This is a genomic window from Pseudomonas sp. DE0157 (genome assembly GCF_007678615.1).
In the GTDB taxonomy this organism is placed as follows: Bacteria; Pseudomonadota; Gammaproteobacteria; order Pseudomonadales; family Pseudomonadaceae; genus Aquipseudomonas; species Aquipseudomonas parafulva_B.
The window spans coordinates 172,534-198,468 of record NZ_VEJN01000002.1; the positions used below are offsets into that span (position 1 = coordinate 172,534).

Annotated in this window: 18 protein-coding genes; 4 read left to right on the plus strand and 14 right to left on the minus strand. The window is 62.6% G+C overall.

Annotated features, from left to right (window positions below):
- The first annotated feature begins 45 nt into the window (after positions 1-45).
- Positions 46-1,203, plus strand: coding sequence for an MFS transporter (locus FS777_RS03505; RefSeq protein ID WP_196121378.1), 1,158 nt, complete (start codon positions 46-48; stop codon positions 1,201-1,203).
- Positions 1,204-1,278: 75 nt separating this feature from the next.
- On the opposite strand, the gene FS777_RS03510 is transcribed toward FS777_RS03505, so the two are convergent.
- From FS777_RS03510 to pilM, 11 genes are all read right to left on the minus strand, one after another.
- The gene (locus tag FS777_RS03510; protein WP_058602925.1) at positions 1,279-1,629 is read right to left on the minus strand and encodes a YgiW/YdeI family stress tolerance OB fold protein; all 351 of its coding nucleotides are present in this window, start codon (positions 1,627-1,629) and stop codon (positions 1,279-1,281) included.
- Positions 1,630-1,759: 130 nt separating this feature from the next.
- Complete coding sequence (gene hemE, locus FS777_RS03515; RefSeq protein ID WP_078479269.1) at positions 1,760-2,824, minus strand: uroporphyrinogen decarboxylase; 1,065 nt, start codon at positions 2,822-2,824, stop codon at positions 1,760-1,762.
- Between the two features lie 176 nt (positions 2,825-3,000).
- A complete protein-coding gene (locus FS777_RS03520; protein ID WP_145254041.1) occupies positions 3,001-4,419 on the minus strand; it encodes an FAD-dependent oxidoreductase in 1,419 nt (472 codons plus the stop codon).
- 121 nt (positions 4,420-4,540) lie between these two features.
- On the minus strand, positions 4,541-8,986 hold the full coding sequence (gene gltB / locus FS777_RS03525; protein ID WP_145254044.1) for a glutamate synthase large subunit: 4,446 nt from the start codon (positions 8,984-8,986) through the stop codon (positions 4,541-4,543).
- Between the two features lie 371 nt (positions 8,987-9,357).
- Positions 9,358-10,950, minus strand: coding sequence for an SPOR domain-containing protein (locus FS777_RS03530; protein WP_100852423.1), 1,593 nt, complete (start codon positions 10,948-10,950; stop codon positions 9,358-9,360).
- Between the two features lie 15 nt (positions 10,951-10,965).
- On the minus strand, positions 10,966-12,063 hold the full coding sequence (gene aroB, locus FS777_RS03535) for a 3-dehydroquinate synthase (protein WP_058602920.1): 1,098 nt from the start codon (positions 12,061-12,063) through the stop codon (positions 10,966-10,968).
- A gap of 99 nt (positions 12,064-12,162) precedes the next feature.
- Positions 12,163-12,681, minus strand: coding sequence for a shikimate kinase AroK (gene aroK / locus FS777_RS03540; protein ID WP_058638116.1), 519 nt, complete (start codon positions 12,679-12,681; stop codon positions 12,163-12,165).
- 4 nt (positions 12,682-12,685) lie between these two features.
- A complete protein-coding gene (locus FS777_RS03545) occupies positions 12,686-13,951 on the minus strand; it encodes a type IV pilus secretin PilQ (protein ID WP_145254047.1) in 1,266 nt (421 codons plus the stop codon).
- On the minus strand, positions 13,875-14,891 hold the full coding sequence (locus FS777_RS03550; RefSeq protein WP_145254050.1) for a pilus assembly protein PilP: 1,017 nt from the start codon (positions 14,889-14,891) through the stop codon (positions 13,875-13,877). The genes FS777_RS03545 and FS777_RS03550 overlap by 77 nt, the downstream gene beginning before the upstream one ends.
- Positions 14,888-15,424 (minus strand): PilN domain-containing protein, encoded by a 537-nt coding sequence (locus tag FS777_RS03555; RefSeq protein ID WP_078479273.1) that lies wholly within the window; start codon positions 15,422-15,424, stop codon positions 14,888-14,890. The genes FS777_RS03550 and FS777_RS03555 overlap by 4 nt, the downstream gene beginning before the upstream one ends.
- A complete protein-coding gene (gene pilM, locus FS777_RS03560; protein WP_078479274.1) occupies positions 15,421-16,302 on the minus strand; it encodes a type IV pilus biogenesis protein PilM in 882 nt (293 codons plus the stop codon). Before pilM ends, FS777_RS03555 begins: the two co-directional genes overlap by 4 nt.
- A gap of 174 nt (positions 16,303-16,476) precedes the next feature.
- On the opposite strand from pilM, the gene FS777_RS03565 reads away from it, so the two are divergent.
- Entirely contained in the window at positions 16,477-18,927 is a 2,451-nt protein-coding gene (locus FS777_RS03565; protein WP_078479275.1) for a penicillin-binding protein 1A, read from the plus strand.
- A gap of 209 nt (positions 18,928-19,136) precedes the next feature.
- Here the strand turns inward: FS777_RS03565 and FS777_RS03570 are convergent, their stop codons facing one another.
- From FS777_RS03570 to rpmE, 3 genes are all read right to left on the minus strand, one after another.
- Positions 19,137-20,405, minus strand: a complete 1,269-nt coding sequence (locus tag FS777_RS03570) for a malic enzyme-like NAD(P)-binding protein (RefSeq protein ID WP_023532374.1) — start codon at positions 20,403-20,405, stop codon at positions 19,137-19,139.
- Positions 20,406-20,582: 177 nt separating this feature from the next.
- Positions 20,583-21,404 (minus strand): thermonuclease family protein, encoded by an 822-nt coding sequence (locus FS777_RS03575; RefSeq protein ID WP_145254053.1) that lies wholly within the window; start codon positions 21,402-21,404, stop codon positions 20,583-20,585.
- A complete protein-coding gene (gene rpmE / locus FS777_RS03580) occupies positions 21,404-21,622 on the minus strand; it encodes a 50S ribosomal protein L31 (protein ID WP_023532368.1) in 219 nt (72 codons plus the stop codon). Before rpmE ends, FS777_RS03575 begins: the two co-directional genes overlap by 1 nt.
- Positions 21,623-21,788: 166 nt before the next feature.
- On the opposite strand from rpmE, the gene FS777_RS03585 reads away from it, so the two are divergent.
- Together FS777_RS03585 and argS are read left to right on the plus strand one after the other, a co-directional pair.
- Positions 21,789-24,008, plus strand: a complete 2,220-nt coding sequence (locus FS777_RS03585; RefSeq protein ID WP_078479277.1) for a primosomal protein N' — start codon at positions 21,789-21,791, stop codon at positions 24,006-24,008.
- A gap of 190 nt (positions 24,009-24,198) precedes the next feature.
- A complete protein-coding gene (gene argS / locus FS777_RS03590; RefSeq protein ID WP_145254056.1) occupies positions 24,199-25,935 on the plus strand; it encodes an arginine--tRNA ligase in 1,737 nt (578 codons plus the stop codon).

The following is a 25,935-nucleotide window of genomic DNA, read 5'->3' on the forward strand; positions in this document are numbered from 1 at the left end:
GTGACCTCGCACGACGCCTGGATCGAAAAGGGCACCCCGGCGTTCATGAGAACGGTCCTGGCGCTGTTCAGCGGCGGCTTCGCCACCTTTGCCCTGCTCTACTGTGTACAACCGATGATGCCCTTGCTGTCGAAGGAATTCGGCATCAACGCTGCACAGAGCAGCCTGGTGCTTTCGGTCTCGACTGGCATGCTGGCGCTTGGGCTGCTGGTCACGGGCCCGATCTCTGACCGCATCGGCCGCAAGCCAGTGATGGTGGCGGCCCTGGGCTGCGCGGCCTTGTCCACGATAGCCAGCGCGCTGATGCCGACCTGGGAACTGGTCCTGGCAACTCGGGCCTTGGTCGGGTTGTCGTTGAGCGGGCTGGCGGCCGTGGCCATGACCTACCTTAGTGAAGAGATCCACCCACAGCACATTGGCCTGGCCATGGGCCTGTACATCGGCGGCAATGCCATCGGCGGCATGTGCGGGCGCCTGATCACGGGCGTGCTGATCGATTTCGTCAGCTGGCACGCGGCATTGCTCACCTTGGGAAGCCTGGCACTGCTGGCGGCCATCGTGTTCTGGAAGGCATTGCCCGAGTCGCGCAACTTCCAGCCCCAGACCCTGAACCCACGCACGTTGGTCAACGGGTTCCTCATGCACTTCAAGGACGCCGGCCTGCCCTGGCTGTTTCTCGAAGCCTTCCTGCTCATGGGCGCCTTCGTCACGCTGTTCAACTACATCGGCTACCGCTTGCTGGCCGAGCCTTATCACATGAATCAAGCCCTGGTGGGTTTGCTGTCGGTCGTCTACCTGTCTGGCATCTACAGTTCGGCCCAGGTGGGCGCTCTGGCTGACAGGCTGGGACGGCGCAAGGTGTTCTGGGCCAGCATCGTGGTCATGGGCGGCGGCTTGCTCATGACCCTGACCCAGCCGCTGTCGCTGATCATCCTGGGCATGCTTGTCTTCACCTTCGGCTTCTTCGGGGCCCACTCGGTGGCCAGCAGCTGGATCGGGCGACGAGCGCTCACAGCCAAGGGGCAGGCCTCCTCGCTGTACCTGTTCTGTTACTACGCCGGTTCAAGCGTGGCTGGCACGGCTGGCGGGGTGTTCTGGCACCATTGGGGCTGGAACGGCATCGGCCTGTTCATTGGATGCTTGCTGGCGGTGGCCCTGATGGTGGCGTTGCGCCTGAGCACCTTGGCGCCGAAGGCCGCCTGAAGGCAGGGGAACGCGGCAACACAGGCAGGCTCGCAGTGGATCCGCCGCGAGCCTGCCTGCGACAGGATCACTGGATCAGTTGATGATCTCGACCCGGTCCACGTCCACCTCGCGGCTCATCAAGTGTTTTTCGACTTCACCGATGAGCTTGACCTTGGTCTTGTCATTGAAGGGTGTGGGCGGCAGGTCCTCGTCGTCGATCTCGACCGTAATGGTGCCGGTGCTGTCCTTGAATTCGTATTTATCATCGTTGTCGAGCTTGCGGGTCACGTAGCCCTGCAAGACCACCGGCGTATCGTCCGCGGCCTCGCTGGCAGCGGCCACGGTGGCAATCGACTGCGCACCAGGGCCGGTGTAGCCGCCTGACGCCAGTGCAGCGGTGCTGAACAAGGGGGCAAGGATCAGGGCAAGGTAGCGTGCTTTCATGGGAGCGGGTCCTATCTCTGTTGGAGTAGGACCAGCCTAGCGAGCACCGCTGAATTGAAACTTAATGCGACAATCTCGCTGCACTCAGCCCCGGCCGGGCTACGCAGCGTCATGCGCTGTCACAAGCGGCTCACAGGTGATACTGCGCCGACAGCTCGTGCACGGCGTTGATGAAAGCGCCCGCGTGTTCAGGATCGACCTCCGGCGTGATGCCGTGGCCCAAGTTGAACACATGGCCGCTGCCGTGGCCGTAGCTGGCCAGGATGCGTGCCACTTCCGCACGAATGGCCTGCGGCCGGGCATACAGGACGGTCGGGTCCATGTTGCCCTGCAAGGCGACCTTGTCACCCACCCGGCGACGGGCATCGCCGATGTCGCAGGTCCAGTCCAGCCCCAATGCATCGGCCCCGGCATCGGCAATGCTTTCCAGCCACAGGCCGCCGTTCTTGGTGAACAGGATCACCGGCACCTTGCGCCCGTCGTGTTCGCGAATCAGGCCGCTGACGATCTTGCGCATATAGGCCAGGGAGAACTCCTGATAGGCCGCCGACGACAGGTTGCCGCCCCAGGTATCGAAGATCTGCACGGCCTGGGCACCGGCCAGGATCTGCCCATTGAGGTAGCTGGTCACCGACTGCGCCAGTTTGTCCAGTAACAGGTGCAGTGCCTGCGGATTGTCATAGGCCATGGCCTTGGTCTTGCGAAAATCCTTGGAGGAGCCGCCTTCGACCATGTAGGTGGCCAGGGTCCAGGGGCTGCCGGAGAAGCCGATCAGCGGCACGCGGCCGTTGAGTTCGCGGCGGATGGTACTGACCGCGTCCATCACATAGCCCAGGTCTTTCTGCGCGTCGGGAACAGGCAGCGCCTCGATGTCGGCCGGGGTGCTGACCACCTTCCTGAAACGCGGGCCTTCACCGGTTTCGAAATACAGGCCAAGGCCCATGGCGTCCGGGATGGTGAGGATGTCCGAGAACAGGATCGCCGCATCCAGCGGGTAACGGTCCAGCGGCTGCAGGGTCACTTCGCAGGCGAACTGCGGGTTCTTGCACAGGCTCATGAAGTCGCCGGCCTTGGCGCGGCTGGCGCGGTACTCCGGAAGATAGCGGCCGGCCTGGCGCATCATCCAGACCGGGGTCACGTCAACGGGTTGCTTGAGCAGAGCACGCAGGAAACGGTCGTTCTTCAGGGCAGTCATGTCGGCATCCGGAAAAATAGTGGGGGCATTTTCTCAGACACCGACACAAAAGGCACGGTCGGGGCCATGCGTTTTGTTTTTTGCGTGCTTCAGGTCAAGCATTCCCGGGCAGGTCTGGCGCTTGTCCCTGGCAAGTGAGGCCGCCCAGCGACCCCACGTGACCTGCCAGAGCGCGCTTAGACCTCCAGGTAGTCCAGGATGCCTTCGGCTGCGGTGCGCCCTTCGAAGATCGCGGTCACGACCAGGTCCGACCCGCGCACCATGTCGCCACCGGCGAACACTTTCGGGTTGCTGGTCTGATGCTTGAACCTGCTCTTCTCCGGCGCCACCACACGGCCCTGGCTGTCGAGCTGGATATCGTGCTGCTCGAACCAGGGGGCAGGGCTGGGGCGGAAGCCGAACGCGATCACCACCGCATCGGCCGGCAGGATCTCTTCGGAGCCTGGGATCGGCTCCGGGCTGCGGCGCCCACGCGCATCAGGCTCGCCCAGACGCGTCTCGACCACCTTCACCCCCTCGACCTTGTCCTCACCGACAATGGCGATGGGCTGGCGGTTGTAGAGGAACTTGACCCCCTCTTCCTTGGCGTTCTTCACTTCCTTGCGCGAACCCGGCATGTTGGCTTCGTCGCGGCGATAGGCACAGGTCACCGACTGGGCACCCTGGCGAATCGAGGTGCGGTTGCAGTCCATGGCCGTGTCACCACCACCCAAGACCACGACTTTCTTACCCTTCATGTCGACGAAATCTTCAGGCGACTTCTCGAAACCCAGGTTGCGGTTGACGTTGGCGATCAGGAAATCCAGAGCCTCGTGCACCCCCGGCAGGTCCTCGCCAGGGAAGCCGCCTTTCATGTAGGTATAGGTGCCCATGCCCATGAAGACTGCGTCGTACTCAGCCAGCAACTGCTCCATGGTCACGTCCGTGCCCACGTTGGTGTTGAGGCGGAACTCGATACCCATGCCGGTGAAGACTTCGCGGCGATTGCTGAGCACGCTTTTCTCGAGCTTGAACTCAGGGATGCCGAAGGTCAGCAAGCCGCCGATTTCCGGGTTCTTGTCGAACACCACGGGCGTCACGCCGGCGCGCACCAGTACGTCTGCGCAGCCCAGGCCAGCCGGGCCGGCACCGATGATGGCCACGCGCTTGCCGGTTGGTTTGACCTTGGACATGTCCGGGCGCCAGCCCATGGCGAAGGCCGTGTCAGTGATGTACTTTTCCACCGAGCCGATGGTCACGGCGCCGAAACCGTCGTTCAGGGTGCAGGCACCTTCGCACAGACGGTCTTGTGGGCATACGCGCCCACAGACTTCGGGCAAGGTGTTGGTCTGGTGCGACAGCTCGGCGGCCGCCAGGATGTTGCCCTCGGACACCAGCTTCAACCAGTTGGGAATGAAGTTGTGCACGGGGCACTTCCACTCGCAATACGGGTTACCGCAGCCCAGGCAACGGTGCGCCTGTTCCACGGACTGCTGCGGCTTGAAGGGTTCGTAGATTTCCACGAACTCTTTCTTGCGCTGGCGCAGCAATTTTTTCTTCGGGTCCTTGCGGCCCACTTCGATGAACTGGAAGTCGTTGTTCAGACGTTCAGCCATTTTTCAAAACCTCTTAACAGCAGCCGCACGCTACACGCTGCAAGCCGCAAGACGATCACTTGAGCCGGGCAAACCCTGGGCTGCTCGGTTCGAGCGCCCAGGGTTGGTCACGTGCAGCTGTTTACTGCGGGTTGGCGCGGGTGCTGGACAGCAGTTGCTTGAGGTTGGCGGCCTTGGGCTTGACCAACCAGAAACGTCGTACGTAGTCGTCCAGGTTTTCGGAGAGCTCACGCCCCCACTCACTGCCGGTTTCATCCACATACTCGGCAAGAACCCGCGCCAGGTGACTGCGGTAAGCCTCCATCGCTTCACCACTGATGCGCTGGATTTCCACCAGTTCGTGGTTGAGCTTGTCGACGAAGCTGTTGTCCATGTCGAGCACGTAGGCGAAACCGCCCGTCATGCCAGAGCCGAAGTTGTAACCGGTCTTGCCCAGAACACAGACGAAGCCGCCGGTCATGTACTCACAGCAGTGATCACCAGTGCCCTCTACCACGGCGTGGGCACCAGAGTTGCGTACAGCAAAGCGCTCGCCCGCCGTACCGGCAGCGAACAACCTGCCACCGGTGGCGCCGTACAGGCAGGTGTTGCCGACGATTGCGCTGTGCTGGGTTTCGAACGGGCTGCCGGCCGGCGGCACGATGGTGACCTTGCCACCGGTCATGCCCTTGCCGACGTAGTCGTTGGCGTCACCCTCAAGGTACAGGTTCAGGCCGCCTGCGTTCCAGACGCCGAAGCTCTGGCCTGCAGTGCCTTTGAAACGGAACGTGATCGGCGCACCGGCCATGCCCTGGTTGCCGTACAACCGGGCGATTTCACCGGAGACACGCGCACCGATGGAACGGTCGCAGTTGCAGATGTCGAGCGCGAACTCGCCACCGGCCTGGTCACGCACAGCGGGCATGGCCATTTCGACCATCTTCTCGGCAAGCTCGCCCTTGTCGAAGGGTGGGTTGCTGTCCACTTCACAAAACTGCGGCTTGTCGGCCGCAATGTGCGAGCTGCCCAACAGCGGGGTCAGGTCCAGGTGGTGCTGGCGCTCGGTGTCGCCCGGCAGCACCTCGAGCAGGTCGGTGCGCCCGATCAGCTCGCCAAGGCTGCGCACGCCAAGCCTTGCCAGCCACTCTCGGGTTTCCTCAGCCACGAAGGTAAAGAAGTTGACGACCATGTCGACCGTGCCGATGTAGTGATCCTTGCGCAGCTTGTCGTTCTGGGTCGCCACGCCGGTCGCGCAGTTGTTCAGGTGGCAGATACGCAGGTACTTGCAGCCCAGCGCGATCATTGGGGCGGTGCCGAAGCCGAAGCTCTCGGCACCCAGGATGGCAGCCTTGATGACGTCCAGGCCGGTCTTGAGGCCGCCGTCAGTCTGTACCCGGACCTTGCCGCGCAAATCGTTGCCGCGCAGTGTCTGGTGAGTCTCGGCAAGGCCCAGTTCCCACGGCGCGCCCGCATACTTGATCGAGGTCAGTGGCGATGCGCCCGTGCCGCCGTCGTAGCCCGAGATGGTGATGAGATCGGCATAGGCCTTGGCCACGCCAGCGGCGATGGTACCGACACCCGCCTCGGCCACCAGCTTGACCGAAACCAGCGCCTGCGGATTGACCTGCTTGAGGTCATAGATCAGCTGCGCCAGGTCTTCGATCGAGTAGATGTCGTGGTGCGGTGGGGGCGAGATCAGCGTCACGCCCGGTACGGCATAGCGCAGCTTGGCGATCAGGCCGTTGACCTTGCCGCCGGGCAGCTGGCCGCCCTCGCCGGGTTTGGCGCCCTGGGCCACCTTGATCTGCAACACTTCGGCATTGACCAGGTATTCAGGGGTCACGCCAAAGCGGCCGGTCGCCACCTGCTTGATCTTGGAACTCTTGAGGGTGCCGTAGCGGGCTGGGTCTTCTCCGCCTTCACCGGAGTTGGAACGCGCGCCCAGGCGATTCATCGCCTCGGCCAAGGCTTCGTGAGCCTCTGGAGACAGCGCACCCAGCGAGATACCGGCAGAATCGAAGCGCTTGAGGATGGCGTCGAGCGGCTCGATCTGCTCCAGCGGCAACGGCTGGTCGGCCACCTTGACCTTCAACAGGTCGCGAATCATCGACACCGGACGCTGGTCGACCAGCGTGGTGTACTCCTTGAACTTGGCGAAGTCGCCCTGCTGCACGGCGGCTTGCAGGGTGTTGACCACGTCGGGGTTATAGGCGTGGTATTCGCCGCCATGGACGAACTTCAGCAAGCCACCCTGCTGAATCGGCTTGCGCACGCTCCAGGCCTCGGCAGCCAACAGCTTCTGGTCACTTTCCAGATCGACGAAGCGCGCACCCTTGATACGGCTCGACACACCCTTGAAGCTCAACCCGACCACTTCTTCGGCAAGGCCAATGGCTTCGAACAACTGGGCGCCCCGGTAGGAGGCGACCGTGGAGATGCCCATTTTCGACAGGATCTTGAGCAGACCTTTGGAGATGCCCTTGCGGTAGTACTTGAAGACCTCGTCCAGATCGCCCAGCACTTCGCCCGTGCGGATCAGGTCGGCCAGCACTTCATAGGCCAGGTACGGGTACACAGCCGAGGCCCCGAAGCCCAGCAGCACGGCGAAGTGGTGCGGGTCGCGGGCGGTGGCGGTTTCCACCAGGATGTTGCTGTCGCAACGCAGGCCTTGCTCGGTCAAGCGGTGATGCACTGCACCTACGGCCAGCGAAGCATGCACCGGCAGCTTGCCGGGTGCGATGTGGCGGTCGCTGAGCACCAGTTGCGTCTTGCCCGCGCGCACGGCCTCTTCGGCCTGGTCGGCGATGTTGCGGATAGCCGCTTCCAGCCCGACGGCCTCTTCGTAGTTCAGATCGATCAACTGACGCTCGAAGCCGTCACGCTCCAGATTCATCAGCGAGCGCCACTTGGCCGGCGAAATGACGGGCGAGCTCAGGATGACGCGTGAGGCATGCTCCGGCGACTCCTGGAAAATGTTGCGCTCGGCGCCCAGGCAGATCTCCAGCGACATCACGATCGCTTCACGCAGCGGGTCGATCGGCGGGTTGGTGACCTGGGCGAACTGCTGGCGGAAGAAATCGTACGGCGAGCGCACGCGCTGCGACAGCACGGCCATCGGCGTGTCGTCACCCATCGAACCGACCGCCTCCTGGCCCTGTTCACCCAAGGGGCGCAGCACCTGGTCACGTTCCTCGAAGGTAACCTGGAACATCTTCATGTACTGCTTGAGCTGGTCAGCGTCGTAGCTGGCCACACCCTGGTCGTCGGTCAGAGTCGCCTGGATCCGCGTGGCGTGCTGACGCAGCCAGCGCTTGTACGGGTGGCGAGACTTGAGACGGTCATCGATGGCATCGGTGTCGAGGATCTGCCCGGTCTCGGTGTCCACCGCCAGGATCTGCCCAGGCCCGACGCGGCCCTTGGCCAGTACTTCATCAGGCTGATAGCCCCACACCCCGATTTCCGAGGCAATGGTGATGTAGCCGTTGGTGGTGGTGACCCAGCGCGCCGGGCGCAGCCCATTGCGATCGAGCAGGCATACCGCGTGGCGGCCTTCGGTCATCACGATGCCGGCCGGGCCGTCCCATGGCTCCATGTGCATGGAGTTGTATTCATAGAAGGCGCGCAGGTCGGCGTCCATGGTCTCGACGTTCTGCCAGGCTGGCGGCACCAGCATGCGCACGCCACGGAACAGGTCAATCCCGCCGGTCACCATCAGTTCGAGCATGTTGTCCATGCTCGAGGAGTCTGAGCCGACGCGATTGACCAGCGGGCCAAGCTCTTCAAGATCGGGGATCTGGTCATTGGCGAATTTGGTACGCCGAGCCATGGCCCAGTTGCGGTTACCCGTGATGGTATTGATCTCGCCGTTATGGGCGAGGAAGCGGAAGGGCTGCGCCAGTGGCCACTTCGGCAGGGTGTTGGTGGAGAAGCGCTGGTGGAACACGCAGATCGCGGTTTGCAGGCGCTCGTCGCTCAGGTCCGGGTAGAACGCAGCCAGGTCCCGCGGCATCATCAAGCCTTTGTAGATGATGGTCTTGTGCGAGAAGCTGCAAATGTAGTGGTCGGCGTCATGGGCATTGGCTACCGACGAACGGCGACGGGCGCTGAACAGCTTGATGGCCAGTTCCTGATCGCTCAGGCCGTCGCCACCGATGAACACCTGCTCGATCTGCGGCAAGCGCTCCAGGGCCAGGCGGCCCAGCACGCTGGTGTCGATCGGCACCTTGCGCCAGCCCACCAGCTGCAGGCCGGCCGCACGGATTTCACGGTCCATGTTGGCGCGAGCCGCTTCTGCCTTTATCGGGTCCTGGTTGAAGAACACCATGCCAACGGCGTACTGCCTGGGCAGTTCGACGGCAAAATGTTCCTGGGCCATGGCACGCAGGAACTGATCGGGCTTCTGCATCAACAGCCCGCAACCGTCGCCGGTCTTGCCGTCGGCGTTGATACCGCCGCGGTGCGTCATGCAGGTCAACGCCTGCATGGCGGTTTGCAGAAGGTGGTGGCTGGGCTCGCCCGTCATATGGGCGATCAGGCCGAAACCACAGTTGTCCTTGAATTCTTCGGGATGGTACAGACCTGTTTTCATAGACACATTCTCACCAGGTTCACCCCTCAACGGAGGCAAATCTCTTTTTTAACAACCACTTACCATCCACGCCGATCAAACGCCAGCTTTTTTGCGGTGGCCATGGAAAACCATTGTTGCACAGCGACAGCGACACTCACAAATTTTCATGTCTCACCATTGAAAATTTATGTCGCATTTTTGAATGTATTGATGCCGCCAACCAGGTGGCGACTTCACTGGACTCTGAAGCGATTCAGCCAGAGCTGCGTGGGTGGCTTGTGGCCGACAGCCCGGGACAGAAAAGCCTGCCGCGCTTGGGCGCAGCAGGCTAGACGAAAACCAGAATTCGCTTGGCTACAGGGCAGCGGGGTGATGCTGCCCGGAAGGTATCAGCGGGCCGAAGCCAGCTCTTGTTGGACGCTGGCGACAGTACGTGGCCAAGGTTTACCAGCCTGGACCTTCGCTGGCAAGTTCTTGATGGCGGCCACCGCTGCATCGCGGTTGGCGAAGTTGCCGTAGGTGACCACGTACAGCGGCTTGCCCTGCAGGGACTTGCGGAAGTAGCGATAGTCGCCACCTTGGGCTTTCACAAAGGCCTGGGCCGACGCTTCGGAGCTGGTCCCCAGAATCTGAACCACGTAGTTGCCCGGCTTCTGGCCGGTGTACCAGGCGCTGTTGCCGCTGCCACCTGACGCTGATTTTTCAGCAGGTTTCTCGGCAGCCTTGGGCGCGGGCTTGGCCACCGCCACCTGGGTAGGTGCAGGCTCAGGCTTGGCCGGCGTGGTCTGCTTGGGCTGTTGCGTGACCGCCGGCTTGGGCGTGGAGGTAATCGGCTGGGCAGGCGCCGGCGCTGGGCCTGCAGACACGCCCTGTGGCGGTGCGATGGTGGTGACCGTAGGTGGCGGATTGCCCGGTTGCAGCGCGGTATCACCCGCCGGGCTGCCTTCTTCGCCCTCGCCCATGCCTGCTGCCTGGGCCAACGGTTCACGCATCACCGGTTGCGACTGCCCGCCCAACGGCAGGGGCTTGGGCTGGGAAGAGCCGGAGAACTCGATTGCCGCGCTGGAATTGCCGTCGCCAAGGGGCAACTGGGCTTGGGCTGCGGGTGCATCTTCAGGGGCCTTGTCGCCCTTGCGGGGCATCAACACCGCCGCGGCCACGGCGACGACGACCACGGCGGATAGCGCGAGTACGTGTTTTTTAGGCATCTTGAACCCCATGGCTGGTCGCTTTGCCGTCGTGCGGCTGGCGATCATGGCTTCGATCAGAGTGTCACGGGCAACCTGGTTGATAGTGCCAGGCCACCCATCGGCATTTTCATGGATATCGGCGATCTGCTCCCGGCTGAACACCTCGATACCCCGACCGGCACCCACCAGGCGCTGTTCGAGGTATTCGCGGGTTTCTTCCTCGCTGTACGGCGCAAGTTCGATGATGTGGAAGCGTTCTTCCTCGATATTCAACTCATCGAGCCCTGCAATCAGCGATGGCTCACCGAACAGGAAGACATGCGGACGCCCTTCGGGAACGCCTGCCGCCAATTCCAGCAACGCTTGGAGTGCCGACTCGTCCAGTTGTTCCGCATCGTCCACCAGCAGATACACTTCCTGGCCAGTCAGGGCCAGTTGCACCATCTTGGACAGGATGCTCTGTACCTGCGGCTCGGCCACATCCAGGTATTGCGCGATCTGGCCGAGAATACTGGCAGCGTCGCCGGCACTGCGGGCAGACACCACGACGCTCTGCACCGACTGCTTGTTGGTGCTGGCCGCCAGCGCCTGGCGCAGCAGGGTCTTGCCGCTGCCCAGAGGCCCGGTGACCACCAGCATCAGGTGGCTGTAGCGGGCCAGGTGGTGCAGCTGTGCCAGGACCGGCTTGCGCTGGGCGGGGAAGAACTTGAAGCCCGGTACGCGTGGTGCGAACGGGTCGTGACTCAGTTGGTAATGGTCGAGAAAGGCCTCATCGGCGTGCAAACTGGTCATTGCGCTGTCACAACCTCAAAGCTGGGCCACGATCGCGCGGTAATCCGCCGACAGCGTGGCCTGAAGAATCTCATTGGGATAGTCGTCGGTGACCACGGCCTCGCCTAGCTGGCGCAGCAGCACCAAGCGCAGACGGCCGTCCAGCACCTTCTTGTCGACCGCCATGTGTTCCATGAAATGCGCCGGGGTCATTTCCTGTGGGGGCACCACCGGCAAGCCTGCTTCCAGCAGCAAGCCAATGCCGCGGTCGCGTTCGGCCTGAGTGATCCAGCCCAGCCGCATGGACATCTCCAGCGCCATGGCCGTACCTGCTGCCACGGCTTCGCCATGCAGCCAGACGCCATAGCCCATATGGGTTTCGATGGCGTGGCCGAAGGTATGGCCAAGATTGAGCGTGGCCCGAACACCCGACTCGCGCTCGTCAGCCCCTACGACGGCTGCCTTGGCCGCGCACGAGCGACGGATGGCTTCGGTCAACGCTACTGGGTCAAGACTGCGCAGCGCCGGCATATTTTCTTCGAGCCAGGCCATGAAAGGCTTGTCACAGATCAAGCCGTATTTGATGACTTCGGCCAACCCGGCAGACAGCTCACGCGCTGGCAACGTCCCGAGCGTCGTGGTGTCGATCACCACGGCGTTTGGCTGGTAGAAGGCGCCGACCATGTTCTTGCCCAGCGGGTGATTGATGCCGGTCTTGCCGCCGACCGACGAATCCACCTGCGACAGCAGGGTGGTGGGCACCTGGATGAAATCCACACCGCGCTGGTAGCACGCTGCGGCAAAACCGGCCATGTCGCCGATCACGCCGCCACCGAGCGCCACGACAGTGGTGCGCCGATCGTGGCGGGCCGTCAGCAGGCCATCGAAGATCAGCTGCAACGTTTCCCAGTTCTTGTGGGCCTCACCGTCAGGCAGTACCACCGGCAGTACGCTGTAAGCCCCCAATGTCTTGCTCAGACGTTCCAGATAGAGCGGCGCCACAGTTTCATTGGAAACGATGGCAACCTGACGGCCCGCGATATGCGGCGTCAGCCACTCAGGCTGGTCAAGCAGGCCTTCGCCAATGTAGATCGGGTAGCTGCGCTCGCCCAGGTCGACCTTCAGTGTCTGCATGTATCCCCACAATGAGCTGGTGCACGGCGCCTTTGGCAGGCAAGCCACGCGGTATCGTTGAACCTCGCCTTGGCGCAGGAGGCCGAGAATAGTCCCGGGCTAACGGGGCGGCAACTGCTGCAGGCGCTCGAGAATGTCGATCACTACCATCCGCGGTGGCCGCTCGTCGGTTTGCACCACCAGATCGGCAATTTCACGGTAAAGCGGGTCTCGGGTTTCGAGCAAGGCGCGCAGGGTCGCCTCCGGGTTGGCGGTACGCAGCAATGGCCGGTTGCGATCCCGAGCGGTGCGGCCAACCTGCTGCTCGACCGAGGCATGCAGGTAGATCACCCGGCCGCCCTGGTGCAGCACGCGGCGATTGGCCTCGCGCATGACAGCCCCGCCGCCTGTGGCAACGACCACGCCATCGAGGCTGCATAACTCGGCGATCATGGCCTGCTCGCGGTCACGGAAACCCGGCTCGCCTTCCTTGTCGAAGATCCACGGGATGTTGGCACCGCACCTCAGTTCGATTTCCTTGTCGGAATCCCTGAATGGCAGGCGCAGCTCTTTGGCCAATAGGCGCCCGATGGTGCTTTTACCAGCACCCATGGGCCCCACAAGTATCAAATTTCGCACAGAATCAACGACTCACAGCAATCGTCTGGTCACTCATGATACGCGGAGTCAGGAAGACCAGCAGCTCGGATTTTTTCTCTTGTAGTACATCGCGTCGAAACAGCCGTCCAACATACGGCAGATCGCCAAGAAATGGCACCTTGTCCACCACATTGTTTTGCGTGGTCGAGTAGACGCCTCCGATCACGATCGTCTGTCCGTTCTCGACCCTGACCTTGGCATTGACCTCGTTCTTGCGAATGGGCGGGACGTCATTCAGGGCATTGACATAGTCAGGTTCGTCCTTGGTCACTCTCACGGTCATGACGACACTGTCATCGGGCGTGATCTGCGGCGTTACTTCCAGTGAAAGCGAAGCCTCGCGAAACGACACAGTCGTCGCGCCGTTCTTGTTGGACTGCTGGTAAGGCACCTCGGTACCTTTGAGTATCCGCGCCGTCTCCTTGTCAGCGGTCACTACCTTGGGCTGCGAGATGATCTCCCCCTCACCGCTCTTTTCCATGGCGCTGAGTTCAAGATCAAGGAGCACGTCGCCGCGCAACAGACCAACGCCAAGGCTGCTGCCGCCCCGCTCGACGCCCAGGTCTACAAACAGGTCCTTGCCCGGTCTTAGTTCGTTGCTGTACAGGTCGCCGCCCCATCGCACCCCCAGGCCTTTCTGGTAGTCGACATTGGCCTCCACGATACGGGCTTCGATCGCGACCTGACGCACGGGCACATCCAACTGGGCGATCAGTTGCCGAATCTCGGCAAGTCGATTCGCCGGCTGGTGGACAACCAGCGTGTTGGTACGCTCATCCACACCCAGGCTGCCCCTGCCGGCAAGGATGCCGTCCTCAGACAGGCTCGCCAACAACAGCTCGGACAAATCTGCGGCCTTGACATAGTGGATACGCATCAGTTCTCGACGCATGGGCTGTTGTTGCACGTCGAGTGAATTTGCGGTGCCCTCGAACGACTGCGCGTTCAGGGTCGAAAGCGGTGCGATCAGCAGTACATTGCCTTCCTGGCGTCGACCCAGGCCCTTGCTGCGCAATACCAGGTCGATCGCTTGATCCCAGGGGACATCTTCCAGCCGCAAGGTGACGCTCCCTTGGACGTCGTCGCTGGCGACCAGGTTGATACCGGCATGGTCGGCAAGCACCTGCAGCACGGCGCGTACCTCGACATCCTGAAAATTCAGTGACAGCCGTTCACCCTGGTAGGGGGCGGCCATTGCCGTCAACGGCAACAGCAGGGTTGCGAGTAGCCATTTCCATGTCTTGCTCATCCAGGATCAGGGCCTCCTTGCCCGCAGGTGTTGCCATAGAGATAAACGCAACGCGCTCGTGCCATGCACCGTCCATGAACCAGTGTTCGCGAATTTCCACCTGACCCGGATCGATATGCGCAACGACCCCTTGATCGCGCCCGACCCGGTCACCCAGGCTTACCCGATGAACCCTACCGGCTGCCATCAACAGCGCTTCGTGAGCCTGCGCCCGCGACAGACTGCCAACCATGCGCACCTGCGACAGCGGCACGCTTGCCAGCCCGCGATCAGGCAGTTGGTCCTGCTGCGGCCTGAATGGGTCGACGTGCGGTGCCGCCACGGGCATGCGTGCCGGCAGCTGGGCCAATGCCTGTGCCGGCAGCGTTGGGACGGTTGCCTGGAAGGCATCGACCTGCAGCCGCAGTTGCACCATGCCAGGCTGCCCGGTGACAGGTTCCAGGCTCATGTCGCCAGTGCGCAGCAGCCGAGCCTGGCCAAGCCACTCGAACAACCATTGCCGCACGCCGGCATACTCGCCTTTGACCCGCAGTTCCAGCGGCACCTGTTGGTAATCACCGTGGGTTTGCGCCTCTTGCACCCGCAGCAGCTCGATGAGCAAGCCGTGGGCGCGGCCCAACGCCGCGATGTGATCCACCAGGTCGCTCATGTCCTGGCCGGCGGCCATGCTCCACAGGGCCACCTGCAGGCGTTGCTCGGCCTCAGCCACCGCGGCGCGCAGACTGTCGAGCCCCGCGCGCTCTGCATTCAAGGCCGATTGCCGCTCATCCAGCGCCTGGGCCCTGGCCTGCTCCCGGTCCATTTGCTGCAGTGCCGCGGGCAGGCGTATTGCGCAGCCCAAGATGAACAGGCAACAGGCAAGCAGCACCGGCGCCAGGCTCTTGGCCCGCGCGGACTGCCCGAACGCCGCCGCTCGCTCAAAGACCGTCTGCAGTTTCATGACCAGGACGCAGCGACGCGTGCCGTCAGCAGGAACTGATCGGCACGGGGCAGGCTTTTGATCTGCTTAAGTTGCAGGTCGATCAACATGCCCGAGCGATCCAGGTCCCGCATGAATTGGGCGATCACGGCGCCAGAGGGAGCCAGGCCCGTTATCTGCAAGTGTCTGTCTTCAAATTGCAGGCCCAACAACTGCACAGTGGTTGGCAGGGCGCGCTCAAGGTCCGTGAACAACCCCTCCAGAATGCGCTGCTCAGCGCGCAGCGTCTCAAACCGGGAAAGCTGGCTCGACGACGTGGCGTGCTGGTCCTGCAGCTGTGCCCTAGACGCTGCCGGCTCACCCAGGGCCGTCAATTCAGCCGCTCGCTGCTTGTTATCGGCCGCCTGCAAGTGGGCCCGTTGACGCGCCAACTGATCGACCGTCGTCACGGCGCACAGGGCCGCCAATGCGCTTGCCAATAGCTGGTTGCGAAAGCGCCGAATGGCCGCTTGCCGCTGCCGCTCGCGCCAAGGAAGCAGGTTGAACCGGATCATGCCCGCAACCCTCCTGCCGCCAGCGTGCTGGCAAGCAGCATGGGGCCGCCGAGACATTCGAGCCCGCCGGGTGCAGGTAACGGCCGGCAATGTACGTTGAGCCTTTCGCTCATCGCTTGCAGGTGCCGATGGGTCATGCAGTCGCCGCTTGACACCCACAGGTCGGCCGGCAGGCCCTGCGACACGAGCGCCGCAGCAACCTGCTCTGACAACTCACCCGACCGCATGGGTTCAGTCGCCGTCCACTCCCATCGCTGGCAGACGCCTTTGGGTTGCCAGCGATGCAGCACGATGTTTTGCCGATCAATCCGCAACAAGGCTGCCTGATCCGAAAATGCAGACGGTAACAGGCGGGTAAGGGCGACCGTGTCGACCTCCACGGCCTCGAGTTGTAGCCCCGCTTGCGTCACCATCGATTGCACCAGTGCCAGCGTGCTTTGCCGGCAAGCCGCCACCATCACGTCGATACTGTTGGGCTCATCAAGGCTGGGGCCCAGTACATGAAAATCCATGGCCAGGTCATCCAGTGCAAAAGGCAGTAGCCGCTCGGCTTCGGCGAGCAATTGCGCTTCGATCTGTTCCTCACAAGCCTGAAGCGGCAGGCAGGTCGGCTTGCAGATCACCTGGTCGGCTGGCAGCGCCATGGCCACTCGATGCTGGCGTAGACCGTGACGTTCGAAGGCGCGCCGCAGCGCAGCTGCGGCATGTGCTGGCTGGGCCATCCAGGTGGTGGCCGCTGGCTGTCGGTAGGATTCCTGTGTCTGGCACAGCACCTCAAAGCCCCGCTTGCGTTTGCGCAACTGAACCACCCGCACCGCATTCTCGACGATTTCAATCCCTGTAAATGAACCGGCATCCCTGCTAAAGCGTCCAAGCATCGCGGCCTCCCTGCGCTCGATACCCCCTGGGGCGTTCCCTGAATCCGGCCGCCGCCAGACGACGAGCAGCCCGGGCGGTAACCCCGGCGTGGCGAAAAATGCTTATAATGCCCGGCGTTTTCCGGCCCGCCGGGCCTGCGTGCAATCCATTCACAACCTGGACACCGAAAAGCCTTGATACGTCTGCTTAAGTTCTTCTGGTGGTCTTCCGTCGCAGCCATCTGCGCGCTCGTACTCGGTGTGAGCGGTGCGTTTCTGTATCTTAGCCCCAACCTGCCTTCGGTCGATTCGCTCAGAAGCATCCAGTTGCAGATCCCCCTCAAGGTGTTCAGCAGCGACGGTAAGCTGATCGCCGAATTTGGCGAAATGCGCCGTTCCCCGATCCGCTTCTCGGAGATTCCGCCACAGTTCATTCAGGCACTTCTGTCCGCCGAGGACGACAATTTCCTCAACCACTATGGCGTCGACCCCAGCAGCCTGATGCGCGCGGCCACACAGCTGGTCAAGACCGGCCATATCCAGACCGGTGGCAGCACTATCACCATGCAGGTGGCGAAGAACTTCTTCCTGACCAGCGAACGCAGTTTCTCGCGCAAGACCAACGAGATTCTGCTGGCACTGCAGATCGAGCGCGAGCTGACCAAGGACGAAATTCTCGAGCTGTACGTGAACAAGATCTACCTGGGCAACCGCGCGTACGGCATCGATGCCGCCGCCCAGGTTTACTACGGCAAGTCGATCCGTGACGTGAGCCTGGCGCAGATGGCGATGATCGCGGGCCTGCCCAAGGCGCCGTCACGCTTCAACCCGCTGGCCAACCCGGTCCGCGCCAAGGAGCGCCGTGACTGGATCCTGGGCCGCATGTACAAGCTCGGCAAGATCGACGAGGCAAGCTACCAGGCCGCCCTGGCCGAACCGCTGAACGCCCGCTATCACGTGCCCACGCCGGAGGTGAATGCGCCCTTCGTCGCCGAAATGGCCCGCGCCGAGATGGTCGGCCGCTACGGCAGCGACGCCTATACCGAAGGCTTGCGCGTGACCACCACTGTACCCAGCGACACCCAGGAAATCGCCAACAAGGCGGTGCTCAAGGGGTTGACCGACTACGATCAGCGCCATGGCTACCGCGGCCCCGAGGCCCGATTCCCTGGGCGCACCGTGGCGGCCTGGACCCACGAACTGGCCAGGCAGCGCACACTGGGTGGACTGGAACCGGCCATCGTTACCCGCGTCGAGAAGACCGGCCTTCAGGTGCTGACCCGCAACGGCAAGGAACAGACCGTGGCCTGGGACACCATGAAGTGGGCACGTCCGTTCATCAACACCAATGCCCAGGGCCGTGCGCCTCAGTCGCCGGCAGACGTTGCCCAAGTGGGCGACCTGGTGCGCCTGCAACGCCTGGATGACGGGTCATTGAAATTCAGCCAGGTGCCTAGTGCACAGAGCGCACTCGTCACCCTGGACCCGACCAGCGGCGCCATCCGTGCACTGGTCGGCGGCTTCTCGTTCGAGCAGAGCAACTATAACCGTGCCATGCAGGCCAAGCGCCAGCCTGGTTCGAGTTTCAAGCCCTTCATCTACAGCGCAGCGCTCGACAGCGGCTACACCGCTTCCAGCCTGGTCAACGACGCGCCGATCGTGTTCGTCGACGAGTCGGTGGACAAGGTCTGGCGCCCCAAGAACGACACCAATACGTTCCTCGGCCCGATTCGCATGCGCGAAGCCCTGTACAAGTCACGTAACCTGGTTTCGATCCGGCTGCTGCAGGCCATGGGCATCGACCGCACCATCGACTACATCGCCAAGTTCGGTTTCAACAAGCAGGACCTGCCCCGTAACCTATCGCTGGCACTGGGTACCGCCACCCTGACGCCGATGGAAATCGCCACCGGCTGGAGTACGTTCGCCAATGGCGGCTACAAAATCTCGCCCTACCTCATCGACCGTATCGAGAGCCGCAATGGCGAGACGCTGTTCACGGCCAACCCGCCACGCGTTCCCCAGGGTTCGGAAGACAACGCCGGGCTGGCCGCTCCCGAGCAGCCCATCAGCACTGGGCAGGTTCCTGGTGAGCCCGCCGGCTCGTTCGATCAGACACCCGCACCCCAAGCCCCGGCAGTGGCCGAGCGCATTATCGACGGCCGTACCACCTACATCCTCACCAGCATGCTGCAGGACGTCATCAAACGCGGTACGGGCCGCCGAGCGCTGGCACTGGGACGCACCGACCTGGCAGGCAAGACCGGTACCACCAACGAATCCAAGGATGCCTGGTTCTCTGGCTACAACGCCGACTACGTGACCACGGTATGGGTTGGTTTCGATCAGCCCGAAACCCTGGGTCGTCGGGAATACGGTGGCACTGCCGCACTGCCGATCTGGATGGGCTTCATGGGCCCTGCCTTGCAAGGCCGGCCGGAGCACCCGCCTGCGCAGCCTGAAGGCATCCTGAGCCTGCGGGTCGATCCGGTCAGTGGCCGTGCTGCCTCGGCAAGTACGCCCAATGCCTATTTCGAGCTGTTCAAGGCGGAGGACTCTCCACCCTCGGTGGATGAACTGGGTAACGGGACTGCACCGGGTAGCCCGCTTCCAGCCGATGAAACAACGCCCATGGATCTCTTCTGATATCCAACCGGCACCCTGACAGGGCTGCAACGCGGCCCTGGCATTACGGCGCGATGCCGGCGATTTTCCGCGAACCCTTCGTTTGTCCAGCCATGAAAAAACCCGGCAGTCATGGCTTGATGCTGTCTTGATATCGTTGGGGCCGCTTCGCGGCCCTACGTAAACAGCATCAGGCCATGACAGCCGGGTTAGTCAGTGCAGAACAACGATCAGCCGTTGAACACGTCGTCAACGTTCTTGAGCGGGTAATGCTTCGGATACGGCAGCGTAGCGACGCCCGACTCGATGGCAGCCTTGGCCACGGCGTCGGAGACGACAGTGATCAGGCGTGCATCCAGTGGCTTGGGAATGATGTACTCACGGCCGAATTCCAGACCGTCCACACCGTAGGCTTCGCATACTTCCTTGGGAACCGGCTGCTTGGCCAGGTCTTTCAGGGCGATGGCAGCGGCGATCTTCATTTCTTCGTTGATACGCTTGGCTCGAACGTCCAGCGCGCCGCGGAAGATGAACGGGAAGCCCAGTACGTTGTTGACCTGGTTCGGATAGTCGGAACGACCAGTGGCCATGATCACGTCGTCGCGCGTGGCATGGGCCAACTCAGGGGCGATCTCGGGATCGGGGTTCGAGCAGGCGAACACGATCGGGTTGGCGGCCATCGACTTCAGGCCTTCAGCGCTCAACAGGTTCGGACCGGACAGTCCCACGAACACGTCAGCACCCTCGAGGGCATCGGCCAGGGTACGTTTGTCGGTCGCGTGCGCGAACTGCGCCTTGTACTGGTTCAGGTCGTCACGGCCAGCGTGGATAACGCCGCTGCGGTCGATCATGAAGATGTTCTCGACCTTGGCACCCATGCTGACCAGCAGCTTCATGCAGGAAATGGCCGCTGCACCAGCGCCCAGGCAGACGATCTTGGCGTCTTCGAGGGTCTTGCCGGCGATTTCCAAGGCGTTGATCATGCCGGCGGCCGTAACGATGGCGGTGCCGTGCTGGTCATCGTGGAAGACCGGAATGTCGCACTGCTCGATCAGGGTGCGTTCGATCTCGAAGCACTCTGGCGCCTTGATGTCTTCAAGGTTGATGCCACCGAAGGTGATCGAAATGCGGCGTACGGTATCGATGAACGCCTGCGGGCTCTCGGACTCGACTTCGATGTCGAACACGTCGATACCGGCGAAACGCTTGAACAGAACACCCTTGCCTTCCATGACAGGCTTGGACGCCAGCGGACCCAGATCGCCAAGACCGAGAATGGCAGTACCATCGGAAATCACGGCAACCAGGTTGCCTTTGCCGGTGTACTTGTAGGCCAGCTCCGGATCACGACCGATCTCGCGCACAGGCTCTGCCACACCTGGGCTGTAAGCCAAGGCGAGGTCGCGGGCGGTGGCGGTGGGCTTGGAGAGCTCGACGCTCAGTTTCCCTGGACGAGGGTGAGCGTGATATTCGAGAGCGGCGGTTTTCAGGTCTGACATGTTGGGCATTCCGCTATTGGCTGTTCTGACGGACCGCCGAGGATACGCAAAGAGTCCAGCCGTCACAAGACTGGCCGGTCACTCGTGTCAAGGCCTCTAGCCTAAGACTTTATGCTACAACCCACGGGGCATGCAGGCTTCAGTGTGTACAATCTGCTGTAGAAATGTCTACATCTTTTATCTCTGCACACGGTCGAGCATGCTGACGTCTGTGAGGGTCAGCTGCCAGCGTCGCTGACCCGACGTGTAGGAAGCCTTACGTGATGCACTGCGAATCCAACCCCTGGCCTCGACCTTTTGCCCCTTGAGGTTATCGAAGAAACCTGTGGGGAATGCACGGCGCAGACGAGCGGGTATATGAAGCGTCACGGCGCTGTCGAGGGTCACTCGAATGCCCGCGCGGCTCCGTTCGATGGCGGTGACGCGGCCTGACACCAGCGCAAAACCTGGCTTGCGCACTGCATGGGCGGGCACCACCGGTGAGCGCTTCCACACACCGACAGCCGCCTGACGCGCAACTGACTCGGCACTTTGCTGGCAGCGGCTGAGCTCAGTATTGGGTGCGAAGGCGATACGGTATGCAAGGCCTTCGCTGAGCAGCTGCGCCTCAACGTTATGCCCCTCACGGCTGTACAGGTGGGCCAGCGTGCGACCGTACCGGTCTTTGGCTTCCTTACCGCGTACCAAGCCAACGCGCCCGTCACTGGCCTTGATCAATGCTTGCAAGCGTTTTCGGGCAGCCTGGGCGAAAGGTTCATCCGCTTGCCCCTTGCGGCCGATTTCGGGGGCATTGATCCCGATCAGACGCACACTGCGGCCATCGACCAAGCGCACGGTGTCGCCATCGACCACATGCCGTACGGCGACCCATTGCGCACGTGCCGGGGGCGGGCAGAAAGCCAGCGCCTGGGATGCCCAGCAAACGAGCATAAAAAAAGCGCCCACAAGGGGCGCTTTTCTCTGCAACGCTGCGAAACCCGAAGGGTTCGCCACGCACATCAGCCTTTCTTGGCACCGAACATGCCGAAGCGATCGGCGAACTTCTGTACGCGGCCGCCGGTGTCCAGGACTTTCTGCTTACCGGTGTAGAAAGGGTGGCACAGGTTGCATACGTCGATCGACAGGGTATCGCCCAGGGTCGAACGGGTTTCGAATTTGTTGCCGCAGCTGCAGGTGACAGCAACTGCTTCGTAGTTCGGATGGATATCAGCTTTCATGGTCACTTCCTCGAGCTGCGTGCCGCCACCCAACACCAATTGTTGAATACCGCACGTAATTAGGCGGCAAATAATACCAGAGCATGGCGCCAGCGCAAGTTGTCGCTTGTACCGACCGTCGTCTGCTAGGCTCGCCAGTTCTGAAACGCCCCCCGAGACCTTTAGCGTGCCCGACGTCATCCTGCGCCTTGCCCTGCCCTCCCCGCTGCGCCGCCTGTTCGACTACAAGGCGCCGGTCGGCATGGCGAACCAGACATGGATGCCTGGCATGCGCCTGCGCGTGCCGTTCGGGCGGCGCGAGATGATCGGTGTCCTGGTAGAAGTGTGTGCCGAAAGCGAGGTGCCGGCTGACAAACTCAAGCCAGCAAGCGCCCTGCTCGACCCGGTATCGCCCATTCCAGCCTCGCTGTTCAAGCTGTGCCTGTGGACCGCCCAGTACTACCAGCACAGCTTGGGTGACACCTTGAGCTGGGCGCTTCCTACCCTGCTGCGTCAGGGTGAACCTGCCGAGATGCGCCAGGAACGTTTCTGGCACGCAGCGCCGGGCGCTCGCCTTGAAGACCCGCGCATCGCGCGTGCACCTCGCCAACGCGATGCGCTCAAGACCCTGGCTCAGCACCCGCATGGGGTGGCCCACAGCGTGCTGTCGAAGCTCAACCTCAACAAGGACAGCCTTGACCTGCTGTTGGCCAAAGAGCTGGTGTGCGTAGAAATACGCCGTCAGCGCCCGGCCGAACGGCGTGAGCATTGGCTGGCGCAGTCGGAATTGCCCCTGAACGAAGAACAGCGTGATGCCTTCGATGCCGTGCTCGGCGGTTTCGGGCAGTTCGGCGCTTTTCTGCTGGCGGGCGTCACAGGAAGCGGCAAGACCGAGGTTTACCTGCAACTGATTCGTGAAACGCTCGAAGCAGGCAAGCAAGCCCTGGTATTGATCCCGGAGATCAACCTGGGGCCGCAGACACTGGCGCGTTTCGAGCAGCGCTTCAACGCCCGCATTGCCCTCGTGCACTCGAACGTCAGCGACCGTGAGCGCCTCGATGCCTGGCTGGCGGCGCGTGACGGCGAGGCAGACATCATCATCGGCACACGCTCGGCCTTGTTCACGCCCATGAAGAACCCGGGCCTGATCATCATCGACGAGGAACACGACGGCTCTTATAAGCAGCAGGAGGGCCTGCGCTACCACGCCAGGGATCTGGCGCTGGTGCGCGCGCATCAGGAGAACGTGCCGATCGTGCTTGGCTCGGCCACGCCCTCCCTGGAAACCCTGCACAACGCCGTGAGCGGCCGCTACCGCCTGCTGCACATGACCCAGCGCGCAGGCGGTGCGCGTGCACCACGCATGTTGCGCCTGGACGTGAAAAGCCTGCCGCTGGACAGCGGCATCAGCGGCCCCCTGCAGCAGGCCATTGGCCAGACCCTAGAGGCGGGACAACAGGTACTGGTGTTCCTCAATCGCCGTGGCTTCGCGCCTACCCTGCTATGCCACGACTGCGGCTGGCTGTCCGAATGCCCGCGGTGCGATGCGCGCATGACGGTTCACCAGCGCTCCGGCGTGCTGCGCTGCCACCACTGCGGCTACGACGAGCGGTTGCCGCATCACTGCCCACAATGCAAGCACGTGGACCTGCGCCCTGTCGGGGCCGGCACCGAGCGCGCCGAAGAGCGCCTGAAGGTGTTGTTCCCGGATTATCCCGTGCTGCGCGTGGACCGCGACAGCACCTCGCGCAAGGACGCGATGCACCAACTGTTCACAACCATTCAACGCGGCCAGCCAAGCCTGTTGGTCGGCACGCAGATGCTCGCCAAAGGGCATCACTTCCCCCGGGTAACGCTGGTTGCCATTCTCGATGCCGATGGCGGTCTGTTTTCCGGGGACTTCCGCGCCAGTGAACGCATGGCCCAATTGATCGTACAGGTCGCTGGCCGTGCAGGACGGGCGGAAGAGCCCGGCAAGGTCATCATCCAGACGCACTTGGCTGACCACCCTTTACTGGTTCAACTGACCGAGCAGGGCTATTTTGCCTTCGCCAAACAGGCGCTCGACGAACGCCGCGCCGCCGGTTTGCCGCCCTTTTCGCACTTGGCCCTGTTGCGCGCCGAAGCGCACAAGCCGGGGCAGGCCGAGGCGTTTCTGGATGAAGCCTGCACAGCGGCCGAGCGCCTGATGGCGCAGCAGCGCCTGCCCGGCATCGAACTGCTTGGCCCGGTACCGGCGCCCATGGAGCGCCGAGCGGGGCGCTTTCGCGCACAACTGTTGCTGCAGGCCAGTACCCGTGCCCCTCTGCACCGCCTCATCAGCGCCTGGCTACTGGTGCTGGAGCAACTGCCAAGCGGGCGCCAGGTACGCTGGTCGATAGACGTCGACCCGGTGGATCTTTACTGAAGGCACGTTTGAAGCGCCACGCCGCGCGCGGCGAGGCTGCATCAGGACCCAGCGAAGGCTTTCAAGTTGCCCCGTGCCTGGCCACGTGCCTGCCAAAGGTTGGCAACGCGCGCCCAGCCACGGATAATGCCCAGTTTTTCCACCAGCGCATCCAGGCGCCCGCCGCGCTTGCGGTCGAAAAGAGATTCCTATGAAAGACACCATTCGCCAGCTGATCCAGCAAGCCCTCACCCAACTCGTCAACGACGGTGTGTTGCCTGACGGGCTGTCGCCGGCGATCCAGGTGGAAAACGCCAGGGACAAGACCCACGGCGATTTCGCCAGCAACATTGCCATGATGCTGGCCAAGCCGGCCGGCATGAAGCCGCGTGACCTGGCCGAAAAACTGATCCAGGCCCTGCCGGCCAGCGCCGACATCAGCAAGGTCGAGATCGCAGGTCCGGGCTTTCTGAACTTCTTCCAAAACACCGCTGCATTGGCCGCCCGCCTGGACGCAGCGCTTGAAGATCCTCGGCTTGGCGCGCGCAAGGCTGGCCCTGCGCAGAAGGTGGTGGTCGACCTGTCGGCGCCGAACCTCGCCAAGGAAATGCACGTTGGTCACCTGCGCTCGACCATCATCGGCGACAGCGTGGCGCGGGTACTCGAGTTCCTGGGTGACCAGGTGATCCGCCAGAACCACGTAGGCGACTGGGGCACCCAGTTCGGCATGCTGCTGGCATACCTCGAAGAAAACCCCATCACCAGCGACGAACTCTCCGACCTGGAAAACTTCTACCGTGCGGCCAAGAAGCGCTTCGACGAATCCGAAGCCTTCGCCACGCGCGCGCGCGGGTTGGTGGTCAAGCTGCAGGCGGGTGACCCTGACTGCCTGGCCCTGTGGACACGGTTCAAGGACATCTCGCTGTCGCACTGCCAGAAGACCTACGAACTGCTCAACGTCAAGCTGACCATGGCCGACGTCATGGGCGAAAGCGCCTACAACGATGACCTGGCCAATGTCGTCGCCGAACTCAAGGCCAAGGGCCTGTTGGTCGAAGACCAGGGTGCCCAGTGCGTGTTCCTGGAGGAGTTCAAGAACAGCGAAGGCGAACCGCTGCCCGTGATCGTGCAGAAGGCCGATGGTGGCTACCTGTACGCGACCACGGACCTTGCCGCGGTGCGCTACCGCAGCAATGTGCTCAAGGCAGATCGCGCCCTCTATTTCGTCGACCAACGCCAGGCGCTGCACTTCAACCAGGTATTCGAAGTCGCTCGCCGCGCCGGCTTCCTCGGGCACCCGATGCAGATGGAGCACATGGGCTTTGGCACCATGAACGGCGCCGACGGCCGCCCGTTCAAGACCCGTGACGGCGGCACGGTCAAGTTGATCGACCTGCTCAACGAAGCCAAGGACCGTGCGTATGCGCTGGTGAAGGAAAAAAATCCAGGCCTGCCCGAAGACGACCTGCGTCGCATCGGTGAGGTGGTGGGTATCGGTGCGGTGAAATATGCCGACCTGTCCAAGCACCGTACCAGCGACTACAGCTTCAACTTCGAGTTGATGCTCAACTTCGAAGGCAATACGGCCCCCTACCTGCTGTACGCCTACACCCGTGTGGCCGGGGTGTTCCGCAAGCTGGGCAAGGGCTTTGACGAAGTCGAAGGCACTATCGTGCTGCAAGCGCCTCACGAGCAGGACCTGGCCGCGCGCCTGGCCCAGTTCGGGGAAATTCTCAACAACGTAGCCGACAAGGGCACGCCACACGTCTTGTGCAGCTACCTGTACGACCTGGCAGGCCTGTTCTCCAGCTTCTACGAAAATTGCCCGATCCTGGCTGCCGAGACGCCCGAGCAGCAACAAAGCCGCCTACGTCTGGCAGCGCTGACCGGGCGCACCCTCAAGCAAGGTCTGCAACTGCTCGGCCTGGAAACTCTGGAGCGCATGTAA

Excerpts from the sequence above, each read along its gene's own strand:
- FS777_RS03505 (WP_196121378.1), top strand. The coding sequence starts at position 46 with ATGAGAACGGTCCTGGCGCTGTTCAGCGGCGGCTTCGCCACCTTTGCC.
- FS777_RS03510 (WP_058602925.1), bottom strand. The coding sequence starts at position 1,629 with ATGAAAGCACGCTACCTTGCCCTGATCCTTGCCCCCTTGTTCAGCACC.
- hemE (WP_078479269.1), bottom strand. The coding sequence starts at position 2,824 with ATGACTGCCCTGAAGAACGACCGTTTCCTGCGTGCTCTGCTCAAGCAA.
- FS777_RS03520 (WP_145254041.1), bottom strand. The coding sequence starts at position 4,419 with ATGGCTGAACGTCTGAACAACGACTTCCAGTTCATCGAAGTGGGCCGC.
- gltB (WP_145254044.1), bottom strand. The coding sequence starts at position 8,986 with ATGAAAACAGGTCTGTACCATCCCGAAGAATTCAAGGACAACTGTGGT.
- FS777_RS03530 (WP_100852423.1), bottom strand. The coding sequence starts at position 10,950 with ATGACCAGTTTGCACGCCGATGAGGCCTTTCTCGACCATTACCAACTG.
- aroB (WP_058602920.1), bottom strand. The coding sequence starts at position 12,063 with ATGCAGACACTGAAGGTCGACCTGGGCGAGCGCAGCTACCCGATCTAC.
- FS777_RS03545 (WP_145254047.1), bottom strand. The coding sequence starts at position 13,951 with ATGAGCAAGACATGGAAATGGCTACTCGCAACCCTGCTGTTGCCGTTG.
- FS777_RS03550 (WP_145254050.1), bottom strand. The coding sequence starts at position 14,891 with ATGAAACTGCAGACGGTCTTTGAGCGAGCGGCGGCGTTCGGGCAGTCC.
- FS777_RS03555 (WP_078479273.1), bottom strand. The coding sequence starts at position 15,424 with ATGATCCGGTTCAACCTGCTTCCTTGGCGCGAGCGGCAGCGGCAAGCG.
- pilM (WP_078479274.1), bottom strand. The coding sequence starts at position 16,302 with ATGCTTGGACGCTTTAGCAGGGATGCCGGTTCATTTACAGGGATTGAA.
- FS777_RS03570 (WP_023532374.1), bottom strand. The coding sequence starts at position 20,405 with ATGTCAGACCTGAAAACCGCCGCTCTCGAATATCACGCTCACCCTCGT.
- FS777_RS03575 (WP_145254053.1), bottom strand. The coding sequence starts at position 21,404 with ATGTGCGTGGCGAACCCTTCGGGTTTCGCAGCGTTGCAGAGAAAAGCG.
- rpmE (WP_023532368.1), bottom strand. The coding sequence starts at position 21,622 with ATGAAAGCTGATATCCATCCGAACTACGAAGCAGTTGCTGTCACCTGC.
- argS (WP_145254056.1), top strand. The coding sequence starts at position 24,199 with ATGAAAGACACCATTCGCCAGCTGATCCAGCAAGCCCTCACCCAACTC.